We start from the raw sequence: 14,626 nt of genomic DNA on the forward strand, positions 1-14,626 counted from the left end.
GTCAGATTGAGCTTGATCGATCGCCTCATCGAGTTCCTCTTCACTCAGATGTTCGAGGTGATCTTTCGACGGTCCAGGCATAGTTCGTACTTACACTCTAATATTACAAATTTTTCGGCTATCACTAGAGGCCGCGAGTCGCACGCGCGAGGGACGCCGCGAGCGACCGGAGGGAGCGAGCGGCGAGGCTGGGGAGGCGTGAGGTTGCGGTGCGGTCGCTGTGCGGGGCGGGACTCAAAGGGGCGGCCGCGAGGGCGAAGACGCGCGACGTAAGGACCGCAGGAACGAGCGAAGCGAGTGACGAGGACCGCAGCGGGCGCATCGAGCCCTCGCGGCCGGGGCTTTGGAGGTGGTCACCGTCAATCCGCTATCGGATATTCATGTGCTTGCGGTCGGGTCTCCCGAGGGGCTCGTCCCACTCCCAACAATTTATGAGCAGTGTTCGCAGTCGCAGTACGCGTCACAGACGGGGTTGTCGCAGTCGGCGCCGCGCGCCGAACAGTACTCTCGACCGTGTCGGATCAGCAGGACGTGGAGCGGGTAGATCAGCTCGTCGGGCACCCGTTCGTCCAAGAGGTCGTGGGCGCGCCCGTTCGAGGCCGACTCCGGCACGAGCCCGAACCGCTTCGAGACGCGCTCGACGTGCGTGTCGACCGCCATCGTCGGCTTCCCGAAGTGGAAGTTCAACACGACGCTCGCGGTCTTCGGCCCGACGCCTTTGATTTCCGTCAGCCACGCCTTCGCCTCGTCCGTCGGCATCGCGTCGAGGAACGCGAGCGAGTACGCGCCGCCGGTCTCCTCGCGGATCGCGGTCAGCGCGCGCTGGATGCGGGCGGCCTTCTGGTCGGGCAGCCCCGCGACGCGGATCGTCTCCTTCAGCTCGTCGTGGTCGGCGGCCTCGATCGCCGCGAAGTCCTCGTAGCGGTCGAACAGCGCCTCCGACGCGCGCCGGGTGTTCTCGTCGGCGACGTTCTGCGAGAGGATCGTCGTCACCAGCTGACGGACGCCCTCGCCCGGCTCGGCCGTCGGGTCCGCGCCGTGCTCCGCGACGCGATCGACCGGCTCGTACAGCGCCACGAGGTCGTCGTGAAGCGCCCGGACCCGCGTCTCGTCCCACGTCTGCGTCGACATACGCGGGCTACGTGCGCGGGCGACTTTAGCGCGGCGACCGCGATAGCGCGGCGACCGCGAGCGGATCAGGCCCGCGTGGTTGACCCCCCGACGCCGACCGCGGGCCGTTTATATATCTCGCTCGACTACCTCGCTGCGTGTACCGGGCGAGCGACCGAGTCGACAACGAGGCGTGGATCGAACTGCTCGACGAGGCGTGCGCCTCGCTCGACCTCGACGCGGAGACGCGCTCGACCGCGGTCGACCTGTTCCTCTCGCGCGCCCCCGACGACGACCGCGGGAAGCGCGTCGCGGCCGCCGCCAGCCTCTACGCCGCCGGCCTGATCCGCGGCGAGGAGCGCTCGCAGTCCGCCGTCGCCGACGCGATGGACGTTTCGCGGCTCTCCGTCCAGAAGCGGTGGAAGCCAATCTTAGAAGACGCCGGCTTCTCCCCGCCGTCGTGGTGAAGTACGGGTAAGACGAGGTTTGAGTGGCTCTCAACACGTTTCGCGTCAGTCTTACTGCCGGCGATAGTTTTATTATCTAACGTAAAGCATCCTTTACTGTAAAGCGAGCTTTACACCTGCCCGCGCTCGCTTTCCCTTCCACCATGAGCGAACACACGACCTCCGCGACGACTCGGCCCTCCACCCGAAAGCGGTACAAACGCATCGCGTACGGCCTGCTCGGCGCCGGAATCCTCGCGCTGTGGATCGGCATCGCGCTCGACCGGTTCGTCCTCGGCGTCGCCCTCTACTGGGCCGGCGGGCTTGGGATGGGGCTCGTCCAGCGGTTCAGCCCCGTCGAACTGTACGACGAGCGCGACGGCACCATCAGCCGCAAGGCCAGCCAGAGCACGATGAACGTCTTCGCCTACGTCTTCGTCCTCGGGACGCCCGGCGGCCTCGCGCTCCAAGAGAGCGGGCTGGTCACGCTTCCCGGTGAGTTCTACGGCGCGACCTGGACCCTCTTCGGGGTCTTCGTCGTGTTCGGCGCGTCCCATCTCTACTACAAGCGGCGCACATGAGAAACGACATCCCCGACAGACGCGCCGAGACCGACGAGAGCCAGGCCGACCTCGCCGCCGCGGTCGGGGTCACCAGACAGACGATCAACGCGATCGAACGCGAGCGCTACGACCCCTCGCTGGAGCTGGCGTTCGCGCTCGCGGATCACTTCGACTGCCGGATCGAGGACGTCTTCGAGCCGGACGAGTGATCCAGTAGTTGAGACTGGTCGTCTCAATGTATATGGCCTTCCGGCGTAGTTCATAAATAGTATGAAGACGTAGTCTAAGATAGAACGATGGCACGAATTACCGGCTCCTATCCAGATGACCTCGATCTCCTTATTGAGGGTGCTGTTGAGGCGGGTGTGTTTGGCGGCAAGAGCGATGCGTTGCGCGAGTTCGTGCGTGAATACTTCGAGGACAACGAAAACGAACGTATTGCAGCTGCGGTCGCCCTCTACGAACGCGAGCGGATTACGCTCGGTGATGCTGCGAGACTCGCCGATGTCGACCGGTGGACGATGCGGGATATCCTCCGTGAGCACGGCGTCGAACTCCGTCTTGGACTCGTTGACGAAGACGACGCAGCCGACGAGGTAGAGGCAGCGAGCGAACTCGAATTCGATGATGAGGAGTCGGACGACGTGGAGTCACATGCGAAATGACAGGCGATGAGATTCCAGCCAACCCGAGCGTCCTGAACACGACTGTCCTCTCGAATTTCGCGTACATCGACCAGCTGTGGGTCGTTTCAGGACTCTCTGGAATCTGCGCGGTTCCAGTCGTTCGCGAGGAACTCGAAGGCGGTGTCGACGACCATCCGTATCTTCAGTCAGCACTCGATACACTCGACGACGAGATTCCTGTCGCGATGATTTCGGATACTGTCGCAAATAGAGAGGCCGTTGTTGGTGGTCATCTCGATCCCGGCGAGGCCCAGGCGTTCGCCTTGGCGGACGCAGCGGACGGTCGCCTACTGACCGACGACGGGGATGCCCGGTCGTTTGCGAAAGATCAGGGCGTGACCGTTGTCGGATCCGTCGGGGTTCTGTTGGCTGCAATCGACGCTGGGAAGATCGATGAAGCGACTGCTGACGAGTGGCTGTCGACGTGGATCGGTGAGACCGGGTACTACGTCCCGTATCGGACGATCTCGGAGTATCGCTGACAACGCTGACTGTAGTCTCAACTTCACGAGTGATCACTTCGGCGTCGCCACGACGCCGAGGTGGTCCTCGTGGAACCGGTCGAGCCGCCGCGTCTCCAGCACCTCGTACGCCTCTCGGAGCCGGTCGAGCGCGCCCTCGAACACCGCGTCCGGCTCCGCGGTCACGTCCTCGCTGCGCGCCTTGATCGCCAGCAGCAGCCGCCCGTCGGCCGCGAGGAACTGCGCGTTGCGGACCGCGACCTCGGCCTGCCCGCGGGTGGCGACGTCCTGAACGATCGCGTCGACGTCGCTCTCGACGACGTGGGCGTACGTCTCCGGCTTCCGGGCGTCCTTGAGCAGCGGGAACAGCCGATCGCGGGGCGCCGCCGCGTCGAGCAGGTCCCGCGCGGGTCGGGGCGCGAACTCGACCGCGTACGTGGGGCCCGCGAAGTCCGCGACGTGACTGACCGTGGTGCCGCTCGCGGCGCCGAGGTAGAGGACCATCTCGCCGCCCGCGAGCCCCGTCTCCAGCCCGAGTTCGAGCATCCCGCCGAGCTTCGACCGCTCGGGGTCCCACGCGCGCCAGCCGTCGGCGGTCGGCTCGCCGTACACCGGCTCGCCGCGGGTCGCCAGCCGTCGCTCGCCGTCGAACTCGCGGCGCTCGACGCCGTCCGGAAGGGACGGCTCACTCATCGTCCGTCCCCTCCGTCGCTCGCCGCCTCGCCGTCCGGCGCGGGATCTCCTCCGTCGTCCGCCCGCGCCCGGATCGTCGCCATCCGCGCTTGGAGGTCCTCGTGAAGCTGGTCTCGCCGCTCGCCGGCGTAGTGGTCCGCCCGGGCGGCGAGCGACAGCTTGCCGGCGAGCGCGCGCGCTGCCGACCCCCTGTCCTCGGGCCGCGTCCCGCGAACGTACTCGTGCGTGTAGATGATCCCGTGTTTCGGCGAGGGCGCGCGCCCGGAGAGGTGCGCGAACAGCGCGTCCTCGGCGCCAAGCACCTGGACGGTCCCCGAGGGCTTCTTCGCGAGCGACTCCAGCCCGCCGGCGAGCGCGATCAGCCGCGCGGCGAGTTCCGGGCCCGCCATCTCGGCGAGGTTGGGGGCGACCGCGGGCGCGATCCGACCGATCGTCTCGGCGAGTTCGGCCCGCTCGTCGTCGAGATCGGCGGCGCGCGCCGCGAGCGAGACCGCCCGCCGCTCGGCGTCACTCTCCGGTTCGCGCGCCGCGATCTCCCGCGCGCCCTCGACTCCGGAGCCGACGTCGTCGAACAGGGTCCCCGCCCACTCGACGGCGCGCTCGGCGAGCTCGTTGGCGGTGCGCTCAGTGTCGTCTATGGCCCGCACCGCATGGATCAGCTGCGCGTCGTCGGCCCGCTCGCGCTCGCGGACCGCCTCGCGGGTCGCCGCCAGAGACGCCTCGTGGAGTCGGTCGTAGTAGTCGTCGGTCGACTCCGCGAACCCGGACTCGACGGCGAGGGTCGACCAGTCGCGGGGCCGGTCGGCCTCTCCGTTCGCGAGCCGGGAACGGGCCGCATCGGCCACGTCGCTCTCGGCTCCTCTGTCCGCGGTTGGTCCCGAGAACCAGCCCGCGTCGGTGTCTGTCATCGGCCGTCGCTACTCGTCCCCGTCGTATAGGCGTTCCCGAACGCCGGCAGGTTCCCGACGGTCGACGTGAGACGCCTTCGGCTGGCACGGCGCCCTCTCGGCGACCGGGCCAAGCCTCACTCGGCGGCCGCCGCGTCGTCGTCGGGCGCGTCGTCGTTCTCACCGCGGCGCAGCGCGTCAAAGATACCGTCAGAGTCGGAGCGCACGTCGGCGATCGTCGCGCCCGCGAGCGCGCCGAGGGCGCCGCCGCTGGACGCCGCTTGTCGACTGATCAGTCCACCGACCGCGGCGCCGGCGGCCGCGCCGACAGCGGCGAGCGTCGCTCGGGAGAGTGCGCGTCGAATACGTGATCCCATAGGTGAAATTTCTTCGCCGCTTACATAAGCCTACCCACCGGCACCCCGCAGCGTTCGCGGCCCACCGCCGCCGTTGCGCGAGCACCTGCTCGATCCGCCGGTCGGGAGGCGCGACGACGACGGATCGAGGGCCGGCATCGCCAGTACGGCGAACCTGACGCCGATATCGGCATAATACTTATATGTCTCCGATTTATGTCATCGGAACATGACGTCAGACCCTGCCAATAGATCGCATAGCACAAGCGACCACTCGGATTCGGCTCGCCGGAACGTGAGTCGGCGCCGCTACATCGCCGGCGCGGGTGCCGCCGGCGTGGCCGCACTCGCCGGCTGTAGCGGCGGTGACGGCGGCGACGGCGGTGACGGTGGCGACGGCGGTGATGGCGGGTCCGACGGTAGTGACGGCGGGAGCATGGGCGGCGACGGGACGACCACGATCAACATCATCACGTGGGAGGAGTACGCCGAGATGCAGGAGAACATCGAGTCCACGCTCGACGGGGTGGAGCTGAACATCACGCCCTCGACCTCGTCGACCGAGATGTTCTCGCAGTGGAGCGCCGGACAGGACGCCCAGTACGACATCGCCGTTCCGAACAACAACCTCGTGCCGCGGTTCATGGACGCCGACCTTGTCGCGCCGGTGAACAACGACGTGGTGAACAACTTCGGCTCGATGTACGACCGGTTCCAGTCGTTCGTCGACAACCAGTTCACCGAGAGCGGGAACGCCTACGGCGTGCCGATCCGCTTCGGCTGGTACGGGTACTCCTACGACTCGCGGAGCGTGCCGGACCACGACCCGAGCTACGACATCCTGTTCGAGGAGGACTACGTCGACACCGATCTCGACGGCGAGATCATCATGTACGACGAGGCGGCGAAGACGATCCCCGCTGCCGCGCTGTACCTCGGCATGGACGACGCGATGTCCGGGGCTCGGATGACGTTCACGGAGGACCAGCTCTCGGAGATTCAGGAGCTGCTCATTCAACAGAAGTCGCGGCTACAGGGGTACATCGCCCCCGACCCGACGTTCATCCAGGAGTTCCGCCAGGGCAACTTCCTCGTCGGGCACAGCGGGCGGAACGAGACCGTCCAGATGCGGAGCGAGGGCGACGACTGGGTGGAGTACGTCGCTCCCCAGGAGGGCGCGCTGGCGTGGTACGAGACCGCGGTCGTCTCGGACGCCTCGGACAACAAGGAGACCGCCTGGGAGGTGATAAACGAGTTCATCACACCGACGAACGGCGCGGCGCTCGCGGAGGCCGGCTTCTCGCCCAGCACGAACCCCAACGTTGCCGACGAGCTGACCGAAGAGCAGAACGAGCTGTACGGCCGGATCGACCCCTCGCGTCTCGAGGGGATGTACTCGCTCAAGGACATCGCCTCGGACGTCGAGGAGGCGTACATCTCCACGTGGGAAGAGGTCAAGGCGGCATAGATGGCGACAGACGAGCCGGACGAGAGCACCCGGGCGAGAGCGGTGAGGCTGCTGAGCGGACCGCGCAGTCGGCTCGGCGTCACGGTCGGGCCCAGCGCGGCGTGGATACTCACCCTGCTCGTCGCGCCGCTCGCGTTCATGGTCGCCGTGAGTTTCTTCGAGGTGAGTTCGCTGACGTACCAGATCATCTACGAGCCGACGCTGAACAACTACCGCTCGCTGTTCGACGGCGGCGGCGCGATCTGGAACACGCCGTTCGTCACGGCGCTGTGGCTCTCGTACGTCATCGCGACCGTGACCACGGTGTTGTGTCTGACGCTCGCGTTTCCGCTGGCGTACCTGCTGGCGCGGAAGGGCGGCCGCCTGTTCAAGCTCGTCATCTTCTTCGTGCTCTTACCCTTCTTCACCATGTACCTCGTGCGGGCGTACTCGTGGGTCCTCATGTTCGGCCCCGGCGGCGTGATCAACAGCACGCTGATGAGTTGGGGGCTGATCGACGCTCCCCTCGGGATCTTCAACTACGGGATCCCGGCCATCATCGTCGGACTCACGCACGCGTACTTCCCGTACATGCTGCTGACGCTGTACGCGAGCCTCGACGGTCTCGACTTCTCGATCATCGAGGCGGCCCGAGATCTCGGCGCGTCCCGGGTCGAAGTGCTCCGAGATCACGTGATTCCGCTCACGCTTCCGGGCATCATCGGCGGGAGCCTCTTCGTCTTCGTTCCGAGCGTCGGCGCGTTCATCACGCCGACGTTCCTCGGGCAGGGCAAAGTTCAGATGATCGGTATGCTCATCGAGAGCCGGGTCGCGGGGACGTACTCGATCGGGTACGCGAGCGCGGCGTCGATGTTCGTCCTCGTCTCGATCGTCGGTGCGATGATCCTCGCGTTCCGGTACGTGAGCATCGAGGAGCTGGGGGGTGCCTGAGATGGCGACCGACACGTCCGAGTCGACCGAGACGGCGCCGTCGACCGACCGGCTCATCGGTCATCAGACGGTCGAACGGCTGCTCGGCACCTCGCTGTACGTCGTCTCCGGACTGTTGCTCCTCTTCTTGTGGGTGCCGCTCGCGATCATCATCTTCCTCGCGTTCGCGGAGAACGCCGTGACGATCTTCCCGTTCGAGGGGTTCACGCTCGACAACTTTCGGCTCGCGGTCAGCAGCGACTCGATGCGCGCGTCGCTCGCCGGGAGCCTCACGATCGCGACGGTGGCGGCGTCGGTCGCGACGGTGCTTGGCGTGCTGGCAAGCTTCGCCCTGACTCGCTACCGCTTCCGCCTCCGGGAGGTGTACCGGACCTTCGGGATCATCCCCATGGTGATCCCGGGCATCATCCTCGGCGTGGCGCTCCGGATCTACTTCCAGAACCTGCTCGGCATCCTGCCCGGGTTCGCCACGGTGGTGCTCGCTCACTCGCTGTACGGCTTCCCGTTCGTGCTGCTCATCGTCTCCGCCCGGATGTACACGTTCGACGAGTCGTTAGAGGAGGCGGCTCGGGACCTCGGCGCGGACCCGATCACGGTGTTCAGGGACGTCACGCTCCCCGTGATCGCCCCGGCGGTCGGAGCGGGGTTCCTGTTCGCGTGGATCCGGTCGTTCGAGGACTACATCCGCGCGCTGTTCCTCACCGGCCCCAACACCGACGTCCTGACCATCTGGATGTTCAGCCGGATCCGACAGCTCGACGCGCCCGAGCTCAACGCCGTCTCCGCGCTCATCGTGTTCGGCATCGCGATTGCGTTGGCGGTGGCGATGAACGTCGGCAACGTGACCGGCTACGTCGCCGGAACGGTCACCGAAGAAGAGGAGTAGCCCCGCGGTGCGGCCTCGACGCCGCGGGGTCAGAAGACCGTCGGCGCGCCGTCGACGACGTCGAGCGCGATGTCGGCGCCCGTGTCGACCGCCGATTCGCGTCCTTGGATGACGACCTGAAGCTCGTCGACCGTCCCGTCGGGATCGACGAGGTAGTTCGTCTGGTCGCCCTGGAAGTACCGCTCGGTGACGGTGCCGTCCAAAGCCCCGTCGGCGTCGGCGAGGGTGAAGTCCTCCGGCCGGATCGAGACGGTGACCTCGCCGGACCGGTCCGGCGCCGGGACGCTGAACCCCCCTTCGCCGCCGATCTCCGCCACCGTCGCGCCGTTCTGGTCGGTGACCTGCGCGTCGATGAGGTTCGTGTCGCCGATGAAGTCGGCGACGAACTCGGACGCCGGCTCGCGGTAGATCTCCTCCGGGGGGCCGATCTGCTCGATGTGGCCGTCGTTCATCACGGCGATCCGGTCGCTGAGCGTCATCGCGACCTCCTGGTCGTGGGTCACGTAGAAGAACCCCCCCTGCGTCTGCTTGTGGATCCGGCGGAGTTCGACCTGCATCTGCTTCCGGAGCTTCCGGTCGAGACTGGAGAGCGGTTCGTCGAGCAGTAACACCGCCGGCTCGTTGACGAGCGCGCGGGCGAGGGCGACGCGCTGCTGTTGGCCGCCGGAGAGTTCGGTCGGGTTACGGTCCTCGAACCCGCTGAGGTCGACGAGATCGAGGTACTCGGAGACGCGCTCCGACCGCTGGTCGGCGTCGACGCCCGCCTTCGCGAGCCCGTACCCCACGTTCTCGCCGACGGTCATGTGGGGAAAAAGCGAGAGCTGCTGGAACACGAGGTTCGTGTCCCGCGCCTCGGGAGGGACCGATCCCATCGAGCGACCGTCGATTCTGACGTCGCCCTCGGTCGGATGTTCGAAGCCGCAGATCATCCGGAGCGTCGTCGTCTTCCCGCAGCCCGAGGGACCGACGAGCGTGAAGAACTCCCCTTTCCGGACGGAGAAGTCGACGCCGCCGACCGCGGTGAGATCGCCGAACCGCTTCGTCACCTCGTCGAGTTCGACTAGTGTGTTCTCCGTTGTCATGTGACACTCGTCCCGACACCAGCATTATCAATCTATCGCCGGACGGCGTCGCGAACCGGGGGTACGCACCAGATAAAACCGCCGCCGCTCACTGGAGCCGCTTCGTCGTCTCCACGAGGGGGTGGCGCGCGTAGTCGACGATCTCGATGTCGCCGACGACGCGGAGCCCCTCCTTCTCGGCGGTCTTCGCCATTCCGAGGTCGATCGTCGTCCGCGGGACGATCACGTACGCGTCCATCGCCTCGATGCCGGCCTCGCGGGCGGCCATCGCTCGGTGGTGGCCGTCGGCGAGATACAGCGTGCCGCCGTTGTCGATGACGACGAGCGGCTCGGCGAGCCCGTGTTCGAGCTCGTACTGGCGTCCTTCCAGCTCGTCGGCGTACACCCGCGCCTGCGTCGGCGTCAGCTCCGCGATGGCGACCTCGCGACGCTCCTCGTCGAGCTCGACGCCGTGGATCTGTTCGAGCGTGCGCATCAGCTTCCCGACCTTGCCCGGCGTCGCGCGCTCTATCTGCGAGCGCACCACGTCGGTGTTCGAGATGATCCCGACGAGGTTGTCGGCGTCGTCGACGACGGGGAGGCGCTGAATCCCGGACCGCAAGATCACCCGTGCGGCGTCGGTCACCTTCATGTCGGGGTGCGCGACGATCAGGTCCTCCGTCATCACGGTGAACACGGGGGCGTCGTCGTCCGCGAGCAGCAGGTCCCCGGCCGAGACGAACCCCTCGACGGTGCGGCCTTGCGTGACGGGGAACCCGTTGTGACCGTCGCTGTCGGCCATGCGGCGCGCGACGGTCGCCACCGTCTCGTCCGGGCTGACCGTCTCCACCTCGCGGGTCATGTACTCCCCGACCGTCGGTTTCCCGGTCATTGGCTCCCGTTGCGGGGCCGGAGGTAAAAAGCAGACGGGGGCGTGGGTACAAAGCAGGAAGCCGCTGTGGGCACAAACCGGCCACGGCCGCGGGAGTCGCGACTCGCCGGGCGAGCGAACCGCAAAGAGGGAGGGGTGGAACCGCTTACTGCGGGCTCGGGTTCGACGGGCCGGAGACGTTGCCGTCCTTCAGCGCCGAGCCGGTGATCGACTTCAGCCGGGAGACGAGCGAATCCTTCTCGGCCTCGCCCTCGAGGGCGATGTCGAGGACCTCGCTGATGTGCGAGACCGGGATGACCTCGATCATCTCCTCGTACTCGTCTTCGATCATCACGTCCTGCTCGTTGGCGGCGGGGATGATCACCCGGTCGCAGCCGGCCTTCGCGGCCGCCTCGATCTTGTGGGTGACCCCGCCGACCGGGAGCACGTCGCCGCGGACCGACAGCGAGCCGGTCATCGCGAGGCTCTGATCGACGCCGACGTCCTCGAGCGCGGAGATGACGGCAGTCGCGACCGTGATGGACGCGCTGTCGCCGTCGACGCCCTGCTGGCCCGTCTGGATGAACTGGATGTGGATGTCCTTCTCCGAGATGTTCTCGTCGGAGAACTTCTTGATGATCGCCGAGACGTTCTGGACCGACTCCTCGGCCATCTCCTTGAGCTGGCCGGTGGCGATCACCTGTCCGCCGCTCTGGGTCGGCGTCACCTCGGCCATCACCGGGAGCATGATCCCGGAGTCCTCGCCCATCACGGCGAGGCCGTTGACGCGCCCGGTGACGTAGCCGTCGGAGACCTGCAGCTCGTAGTCCTTCCGGCGCTCGATGTAGTCGTCGGCGAGCTGCTGTTCGATGGAGCGCGAGCGCCCCTTCGCCTGAAGCACGTGGTCGCGGGTGGTGTAGTCGGCGTCCTCGCCGCGGGCGATGTCGCCCGCGACGCGGACCAGTCCGCCGAGGTTCCGGAACAGGAGGGTGAGGTGACCCTTCCGGCCGGAGCGGCGCTTGGCCTCGAGGATGACCTCCTCGACGGCCTCGGCCGTGAACTCCGGCAGGCGGCCGTCCTTCGCGACCTCCTGGGCGATGAACCGGACGTACTTCCGGCGCATCTCCGGGGTGTCCTCGATGGTGTCCTCCATGTACACCTCGTACCCGTACCCCTTGATACGGCTCCGGAGCGCCGGGTGCATGTTCTCCATCGCGTCGAGGTTCCCGGCCGCGATCATGACGAAGTCGGTCGGGACGGGCTCGGTCTGGACCATCGCGCCCGAGGAGCGCTCGGACTGGCCCGTGATCGAGAACTCGCCCTCCTGAATCGCCGTCATGAGGTGCTGCTGGCTGCGGATGTCGAGCGTGTTGATCTCGTCGATGAACAGCACGCCCTTGTTCGCCTTGTGGATGGCCCCGGCCTCGACACGGTCGTGGCTGGGCGTCTCCATCCCGCCGGACTGGAACGGGTCGTGCCGGACGTCGCCGAGCAGCGCACCGGCGTGCGCGCCGGTCGCGTCGCGGAACGGCGCCGTCTTCGTGTCGCCGTTGTTCACCAGCAGGTTCGGGATCATCGCGTCCGAGCCGCGGTTGAGGTAGCGGAAGACGAGGTAGACGACCCCGGCCGCGATGATGCCGACGAGGATCTGGCCGACGATGATGAGCGCGTAGCCCAGCACGACGGCGATGATGATCCACATCAACAGCGACCGCATCTGGTTGCGCTTGCGCGCCTCCTCGCGGTGCGCCTCGACGATCTGGTCGCCCTTGCCGGCCGGCACCGTCCGGACCTTCGGCTTGTTGCCGTCCTCGGGGTTGTGATACACCAGGACGTCCTGAAGCTCCTCTTTGGGGAGGAGTTCGGACATCGCCTTCGCCAGCATCGACTTCCCGGTCCCGGGCGACCCGATCATCATCACGTGGCGGCGCTGCTTGGCCGCCTTGATGATCACGTCGCGGGCGTGTTCCTGCCCGATGACCTGGTCGACGAGCCGGTCCGGTATCTCCAGTTCGGCCGTCGTGTCGATCTTGAGCCCGCCGAGGAGGTCGTCCTCGTCGGGGTCCTCTTCGATCTCGGCGCCCTCGACCTCGACGGTGCTGCCGAGCTCGTCGATCCCGCCGTCGTCGGCCGGACCGGCGTCGTCGCCGTTCCGGCTCTCGTCGGGACCCTCCCCGACGATCTCGGCCTCGTCGAACCCGTCCCCGTCGTCGACGACGACCCCGTCGTCCCAGGGATCGTCGCCGTCGTCGGGGTCCGCGGCCGACTCCCCGCCGGAGTCGGCGACCGGGTCCTCGTCGGCGCCGGGATCGTTCGCCGGACCGTCGTCGGGCTCGGGGTCGCCGCGCGTGGCGTCCTCGCCGTTCCCCGCCGGACTCGAGTCGTCGACGCCGCCCTGCGGCGGTTCGTCGGGGTCGTCGGCCGTCGGGTCGTTCGTGTCCTTCTCGTTGCTCATAGAATCGGGTGTCGCTACCGAAAACGAAGGGTCGGCTACTGATATACTTTCTCCCCCCGGAGGGTCGACCGGTGCTGGTGTAATCTCGGCTATGAAGCCGTATAAACGCCGATATCGGCGTACGACCGTTCCCACGGGGTTTATAAATGACGCCAACGGTACGTAGATTCATGCGGGGGTTTTACATCGGCCGGTATCAGCCGTTTCACGACGGCCACCAGCACATGGTGGAAGAGATCGCGGCGGAGGTCGACGAGCTCGTCTTGGGGATCGGCTCCGCCGGCGACTCTCACACCACGCGGAACCCCTTCACCGCCGGCGAGCGCGTGATGATGGTGACGAAGGCGGTCGAGGAGCTAGACGCCACCACGTACGTCGTCCCCATCGAGGACCTCGACCGCAACTCCGTCTGGGTGAGCCACGTCCAGAGCATGACCCCCCGGTTCGACGTCGCGTACTCGAACAACCCGCTCGTGGTCCGGCTGTTCGAGGAGGCGGGCGTCGAGGTGCGCCAGTCGCCGATGTTCCGACGCGACGTGTTGGAGGGGACGGAGCTCCGCGAGCGGATGATCCGCGGCCGCGACTGGGAGGGACTCGTCCCCGACGCCGTGGCCGACGTAATCCGCGAGGTCGACGGCGTCAAGCGCATCCGCCGGATCGCGGAGACGGACTCGAACGGCGACGAGCCGTCCGACCAGTAGGGCGACGGACGCGGGGGTCGCGACTCGCCGGCGTTCGATCGCCCGTGACCGCCGCCCATCGCCCGTGACCGCCGCCCGTTCCTTTTAACCGCGCGCCGCACGCGGTTCCGGTATGATCACGCTCACCTCGGACTTCGGCTCGCCGTACCCCGCCGCGATGAAGGGAGTGATCCGCCGGCGGACGGACGCCGAACTGATCGACGTCGCGCACGACCTGCCCCGAGGCGACCCCCGAGCGGCCGCCTTCTGGCTGCGGTTCGTCCTCCCGGAGTTCCCGCCCGCGGTCCACTGCGCCGTGATCGACCCCGGCGTCGGCACCGACCGCGACGCCCTCGTCGTCCGCGCCGGCGCGCACGTCCTCGTGGCTCCGGACAACGGGCTCGCGATGCCCCCCGCCCGAGCGCTGGCCGACGGCGACGCCGACGTCGAGGCGTGGACCGTCGCGGTCGAGGACCCCGCGAGCGAGACGTTCCACGGGCGCGACGTGTTCGCCCCGACCGCGGCCCGGATTCGGGTCGCGCTCGACGACGGCCCGGCGGCATCGGACGGGGCGCCCGACGCCGACGCGGTCGCAGCGACGCTCGACGCGATGGACGACCTCACGCCCGCGAGCGATCCCGTCGACGTCCGCTTCCCGGAGCCGACCGTGGAGCGCGACGACGACCACGGCGAGGATGGGAGTGGCGACGCCGAGGATGGGGGCGGCGACGCCGAGGATAGGGGAGCCGATGCGGAGGACCGAAGCGGCGACGGTGGGGTGCTCGCCGTCGACGGCGAGGTGCTCGCGATCGATCGGTTCGGCAACGTGATCACGAACGTCCCCGGCGAACTGATCCGCGGCCACGACTGGGTCCGCGTCAACGGCGACCTCACGCCGGTCGCGGAGACGTTCGGCGCCGTCGAGCCCGGCGAGCGCCTCGTCACCGTCGGGAGCCACGGCTACGCGGAGTGCGACGTGAACGACGGCCGCGGCGACGGCGCCTTCGACCTCCGGCCCGGCGACGCGGTGCGGTTCGTCCCCGACAGCGTCAGCCTCTGAAATCCGAAAACAG

The 14,626-nt window shown here is 67.6% G+C and carries 17 protein-coding genes; 10 read left to right on the forward strand and 7 right to left on the reverse strand.

What is annotated here, in order from left to right; translation table 11 throughout:
- Positions 1-429: 429 nt before the first annotated feature.
- Complete coding sequence (gene nth, locus EXE46_RS13600) at positions 430-1,131, reverse strand: endonuclease III (RefSeq protein ID WP_137688923.1); 702 nt, start codon at positions 1,129-1,131, stop codon at positions 430-432.
- 137 nt (positions 1,132-1,268) lie between these two features.
- On the opposite strand from nth, the gene EXE46_RS13605 reads away from it, so the two are divergent.
- The 5 genes from EXE46_RS13605 to EXE46_RS13625 all read left to right on the forward strand — a co-directional run bounded on the left by EXE46_RS13605 (position 1,269) and on the right by EXE46_RS13625 (position 3,287).
- On the forward strand, positions 1,269-1,577 hold the full coding sequence (locus EXE46_RS13605) for a transcription initiation factor IIB family protein (protein WP_137688924.1): 309 nt from the start codon (positions 1,269-1,271) through the stop codon (positions 1,575-1,577).
- A gap of 143 nt (positions 1,578-1,720) precedes the next feature.
- On the forward strand, positions 1,721-2,137 hold the full coding sequence (locus tag EXE46_RS13610; protein WP_137688925.1) for a DUF2178 domain-containing protein: 417 nt from the start codon (positions 1,721-1,723) through the stop codon (positions 2,135-2,137).
- On the forward strand, positions 2,134-2,328 hold the full coding sequence (locus tag EXE46_RS13615) for a helix-turn-helix transcriptional regulator (protein WP_137688926.1): 195 nt from the start codon (positions 2,134-2,136) through the stop codon (positions 2,326-2,328). The genes EXE46_RS13610 and EXE46_RS13615 overlap by 4 nt, the downstream gene beginning before the upstream one ends.
- An 87-nt stretch (positions 2,329-2,415) precedes the next feature.
- On the forward strand, positions 2,416-2,784 hold the full coding sequence (locus EXE46_RS13620; protein ID WP_137688927.1) for a UPF0175 family protein: 369 nt from the start codon (positions 2,416-2,418) through the stop codon (positions 2,782-2,784).
- Complete coding sequence (locus EXE46_RS13625; RefSeq protein ID WP_137688928.1) at positions 2,781-3,287, forward strand: twitching motility protein PilT; 507 nt, start codon at positions 2,781-2,783, stop codon at positions 3,285-3,287. Before EXE46_RS13620 ends, EXE46_RS13625 begins: the two co-directional genes overlap by 4 nt.
- Before the next feature lie 33 nt (positions 3,288-3,320).
- Here the strand turns inward: EXE46_RS13625 and EXE46_RS13630 are convergent, their stop codons facing one another.
- From EXE46_RS13630 to EXE46_RS13640, 3 genes are all read right to left on the reverse strand, one after another.
- On the reverse strand, positions 3,321-3,959 hold the full coding sequence (locus EXE46_RS13630; protein ID WP_137688929.1) for a fibrillarin-like rRNA/tRNA 2'-O-methyltransferase: 639 nt from the start codon (positions 3,957-3,959) through the stop codon (positions 3,321-3,323).
- The gene (locus tag EXE46_RS13635) at positions 3,956-4,867 is read right to left on the reverse strand and encodes an NOP5/NOP56 family protein (protein WP_137688930.1); all 912 of its coding nucleotides are present in this window, start codon (positions 4,865-4,867) and stop codon (positions 3,956-3,958) included. The genes EXE46_RS13630 and EXE46_RS13635 overlap by 4 nt, the downstream gene beginning before the upstream one ends.
- 116 nt (positions 4,868-4,983) lie before the next feature.
- On the reverse strand, positions 4,984-5,223 hold the full coding sequence (locus tag EXE46_RS13640) for a hypothetical protein (RefSeq protein ID WP_137688931.1): 240 nt from the start codon (positions 5,221-5,223) through the stop codon (positions 4,984-4,986).
- A gap of 208 nt (positions 5,224-5,431) precedes the next feature.
- Here EXE46_RS13640 and EXE46_RS13645 point away from each other — a divergent pair, with 208 nt between their 5' ends.
- From EXE46_RS13645 to EXE46_RS13655, 3 genes are read left to right on the forward strand one after another with little or no spacing between them, the layout of a single operon-like run.
- The gene (locus EXE46_RS13645; RefSeq protein ID WP_137688932.1) at positions 5,432-6,670 is read left to right on the forward strand and encodes a PotD/PotF family extracellular solute-binding protein; all 1,239 of its coding nucleotides are present in this window, start codon (positions 5,432-5,434) and stop codon (positions 6,668-6,670) included.
- Positions 6,671-7,600: an ABC transporter permease gene (locus EXE46_RS13650; RefSeq protein WP_137688933.1), complete on the forward strand. Its 930-nt coding sequence runs from the start codon at positions 6,671-6,673 to the stop codon at positions 7,598-7,600. It abuts the gene before it with no gap.
- 1 nt (position 7,601) lies between these two features.
- Positions 7,602-8,486 (forward strand): ABC transporter permease, encoded by an 885-nt coding sequence (locus tag EXE46_RS13655; RefSeq protein WP_137688934.1) that lies wholly within the window; start codon positions 7,602-7,604, stop codon positions 8,484-8,486.
- Positions 8,487-8,515: 29 nt separating this feature from the next.
- Here EXE46_RS13655 and EXE46_RS13660 read toward each other — a convergent pair whose 3' ends face one another.
- The 3 genes from EXE46_RS13660 to lonB all read right to left on the reverse strand — a co-directional run bounded on the left by EXE46_RS13660 (position 8,516) and on the right by lonB (position 12,873).
- Positions 8,516-9,568: an ABC transporter ATP-binding protein gene (locus tag EXE46_RS13660; RefSeq protein WP_137688935.1), complete on the reverse strand. Its 1,053-nt coding sequence runs from the start codon at positions 9,566-9,568 to the stop codon at positions 8,516-8,518.
- Between the two features lie 88 nt (positions 9,569-9,656).
- The gene (locus tag EXE46_RS13665) at positions 9,657-10,439 is read right to left on the reverse strand and encodes a CBS domain-containing protein (protein WP_137688936.1); all 783 of its coding nucleotides are present in this window, start codon (positions 10,437-10,439) and stop codon (positions 9,657-9,659) included.
- Between the two features lie 145 nt (positions 10,440-10,584).
- Complete coding sequence (gene lonB / locus EXE46_RS13670) at positions 10,585-12,873, reverse strand: ATP-dependent protease LonB (RefSeq protein ID WP_137688937.1); 2,289 nt, start codon at positions 12,871-12,873, stop codon at positions 10,585-10,587.
- Between the two features lie 170 nt (positions 12,874-13,043).
- Here lonB and EXE46_RS13675 point away from each other — a divergent pair, with 170 nt between their 5' ends.
- Both EXE46_RS13675 and EXE46_RS13680 read left to right on the forward strand, forming a co-directional pair.
- A complete protein-coding gene (locus tag EXE46_RS13675; RefSeq protein ID WP_137688938.1) occupies positions 13,044-13,574 on the forward strand; it encodes a nicotinamide-nucleotide adenylyltransferase in 531 nt (176 codons plus the stop codon).
- Positions 13,575-13,686: 112 nt separating this feature from the next.
- Complete coding sequence (locus EXE46_RS13680; protein ID WP_137688939.1) at positions 13,687-14,613, forward strand: S-adenosyl-l-methionine hydroxide adenosyltransferase family protein; 927 nt, start codon at positions 13,687-13,689, stop codon at positions 14,611-14,613.
- The last annotated feature ends 13 nt before the right edge of the window (positions 14,614-14,626 follow it).

This window comes from Halorubrum sp. GN11_10-6_MGM, from assembly GCF_005435165.1.
Taxonomy (GTDB): domain Archaea; phylum Halobacteriota; class Halobacteria; order Halobacteriales; family Haloferacaceae; genus Halorubrum.

What these genes read in the sequence shown, in the direction of transcription:
- EXE46_RS13660 (WP_137688935.1), bottom strand. Translation starts at nt 9,568, where the DNA reads ATGACAACGGAGAACACACTAGTCGAACTCGACGAGGTGACGAAGCGG.
- EXE46_RS13680 (WP_137688939.1), top strand. Translation starts at nt 13,687, where the DNA reads ATGATCACGCTCACCTCGGACTTCGGCTCGCCGTACCCCGCCGCGATG.
- EXE46_RS13665 (WP_137688936.1), bottom strand. Translation starts at nt 10,439, where the DNA reads ATGACCGGGAAACCGACGGTCGGGGAGTACATGACCCGCGAGGTGGAG.
- EXE46_RS13615 (WP_137688926.1), top strand. Translation starts at nt 2,134, where the DNA reads ATGAGAAACGACATCCCCGACAGACGCGCCGAGACCGACGAGAGCCAG.
- EXE46_RS13620 (WP_137688927.1), top strand. Translation starts at nt 2,416, where the DNA reads ATGGCACGAATTACCGGCTCCTATCCAGATGACCTCGATCTCCTTATT.
- EXE46_RS13675 (WP_137688938.1), top strand. Translation starts at nt 13,044, where the DNA reads ATGCGGGGGTTTTACATCGGCCGGTATCAGCCGTTTCACGACGGCCAC.
- EXE46_RS13625 (WP_137688928.1), top strand. Translation starts at nt 2,781, where the DNA reads ATGACAGGCGATGAGATTCCAGCCAACCCGAGCGTCCTGAACACGACT.
- EXE46_RS13640 (WP_137688931.1), bottom strand. Translation starts at nt 5,223, where the DNA reads ATGGGATCACGTATTCGACGCGCACTCTCCCGAGCGACGCTCGCCGCT.
- EXE46_RS13610 (WP_137688925.1), top strand. Translation starts at nt 1,721, where the DNA reads ATGAGCGAACACACGACCTCCGCGACGACTCGGCCCTCCACCCGAAAG.
- nth (WP_137688923.1), bottom strand. Translation starts at nt 1,131, where the DNA reads ATGTCGACGCAGACGTGGGACGAGACGCGGGTCCGGGCGCTTCACGAC.
- EXE46_RS13635 (WP_137688930.1), bottom strand. Translation starts at nt 4,867, where the DNA reads ATGACAGACACCGACGCGGGCTGGTTCTCGGGACCAACCGCGGACAGA.
- EXE46_RS13655 (WP_137688934.1), top strand. Translation starts at nt 7,602, where the DNA reads ATGGCGACCGACACGTCCGAGTCGACCGAGACGGCGCCGTCGACCGAC.
- EXE46_RS13630 (WP_137688929.1), bottom strand. Translation starts at nt 3,959, where the DNA reads ATGAGTGAGCCGTCCCTTCCGGACGGCGTCGAGCGCCGCGAGTTCGAC.
- lonB (WP_137688937.1), bottom strand. Translation starts at nt 12,873, where the DNA reads ATGAGCAACGAGAAGGACACGAACGACCCGACGGCCGACGACCCCGAC.
- EXE46_RS13645 (WP_137688932.1), top strand. Translation starts at nt 5,432, where the DNA reads ATGACGTCAGACCCTGCCAATAGATCGCATAGCACAAGCGACCACTCG.
- EXE46_RS13650 (WP_137688933.1), top strand. Translation starts at nt 6,671, where the DNA reads ATGGCGACAGACGAGCCGGACGAGAGCACCCGGGCGAGAGCGGTGAGG.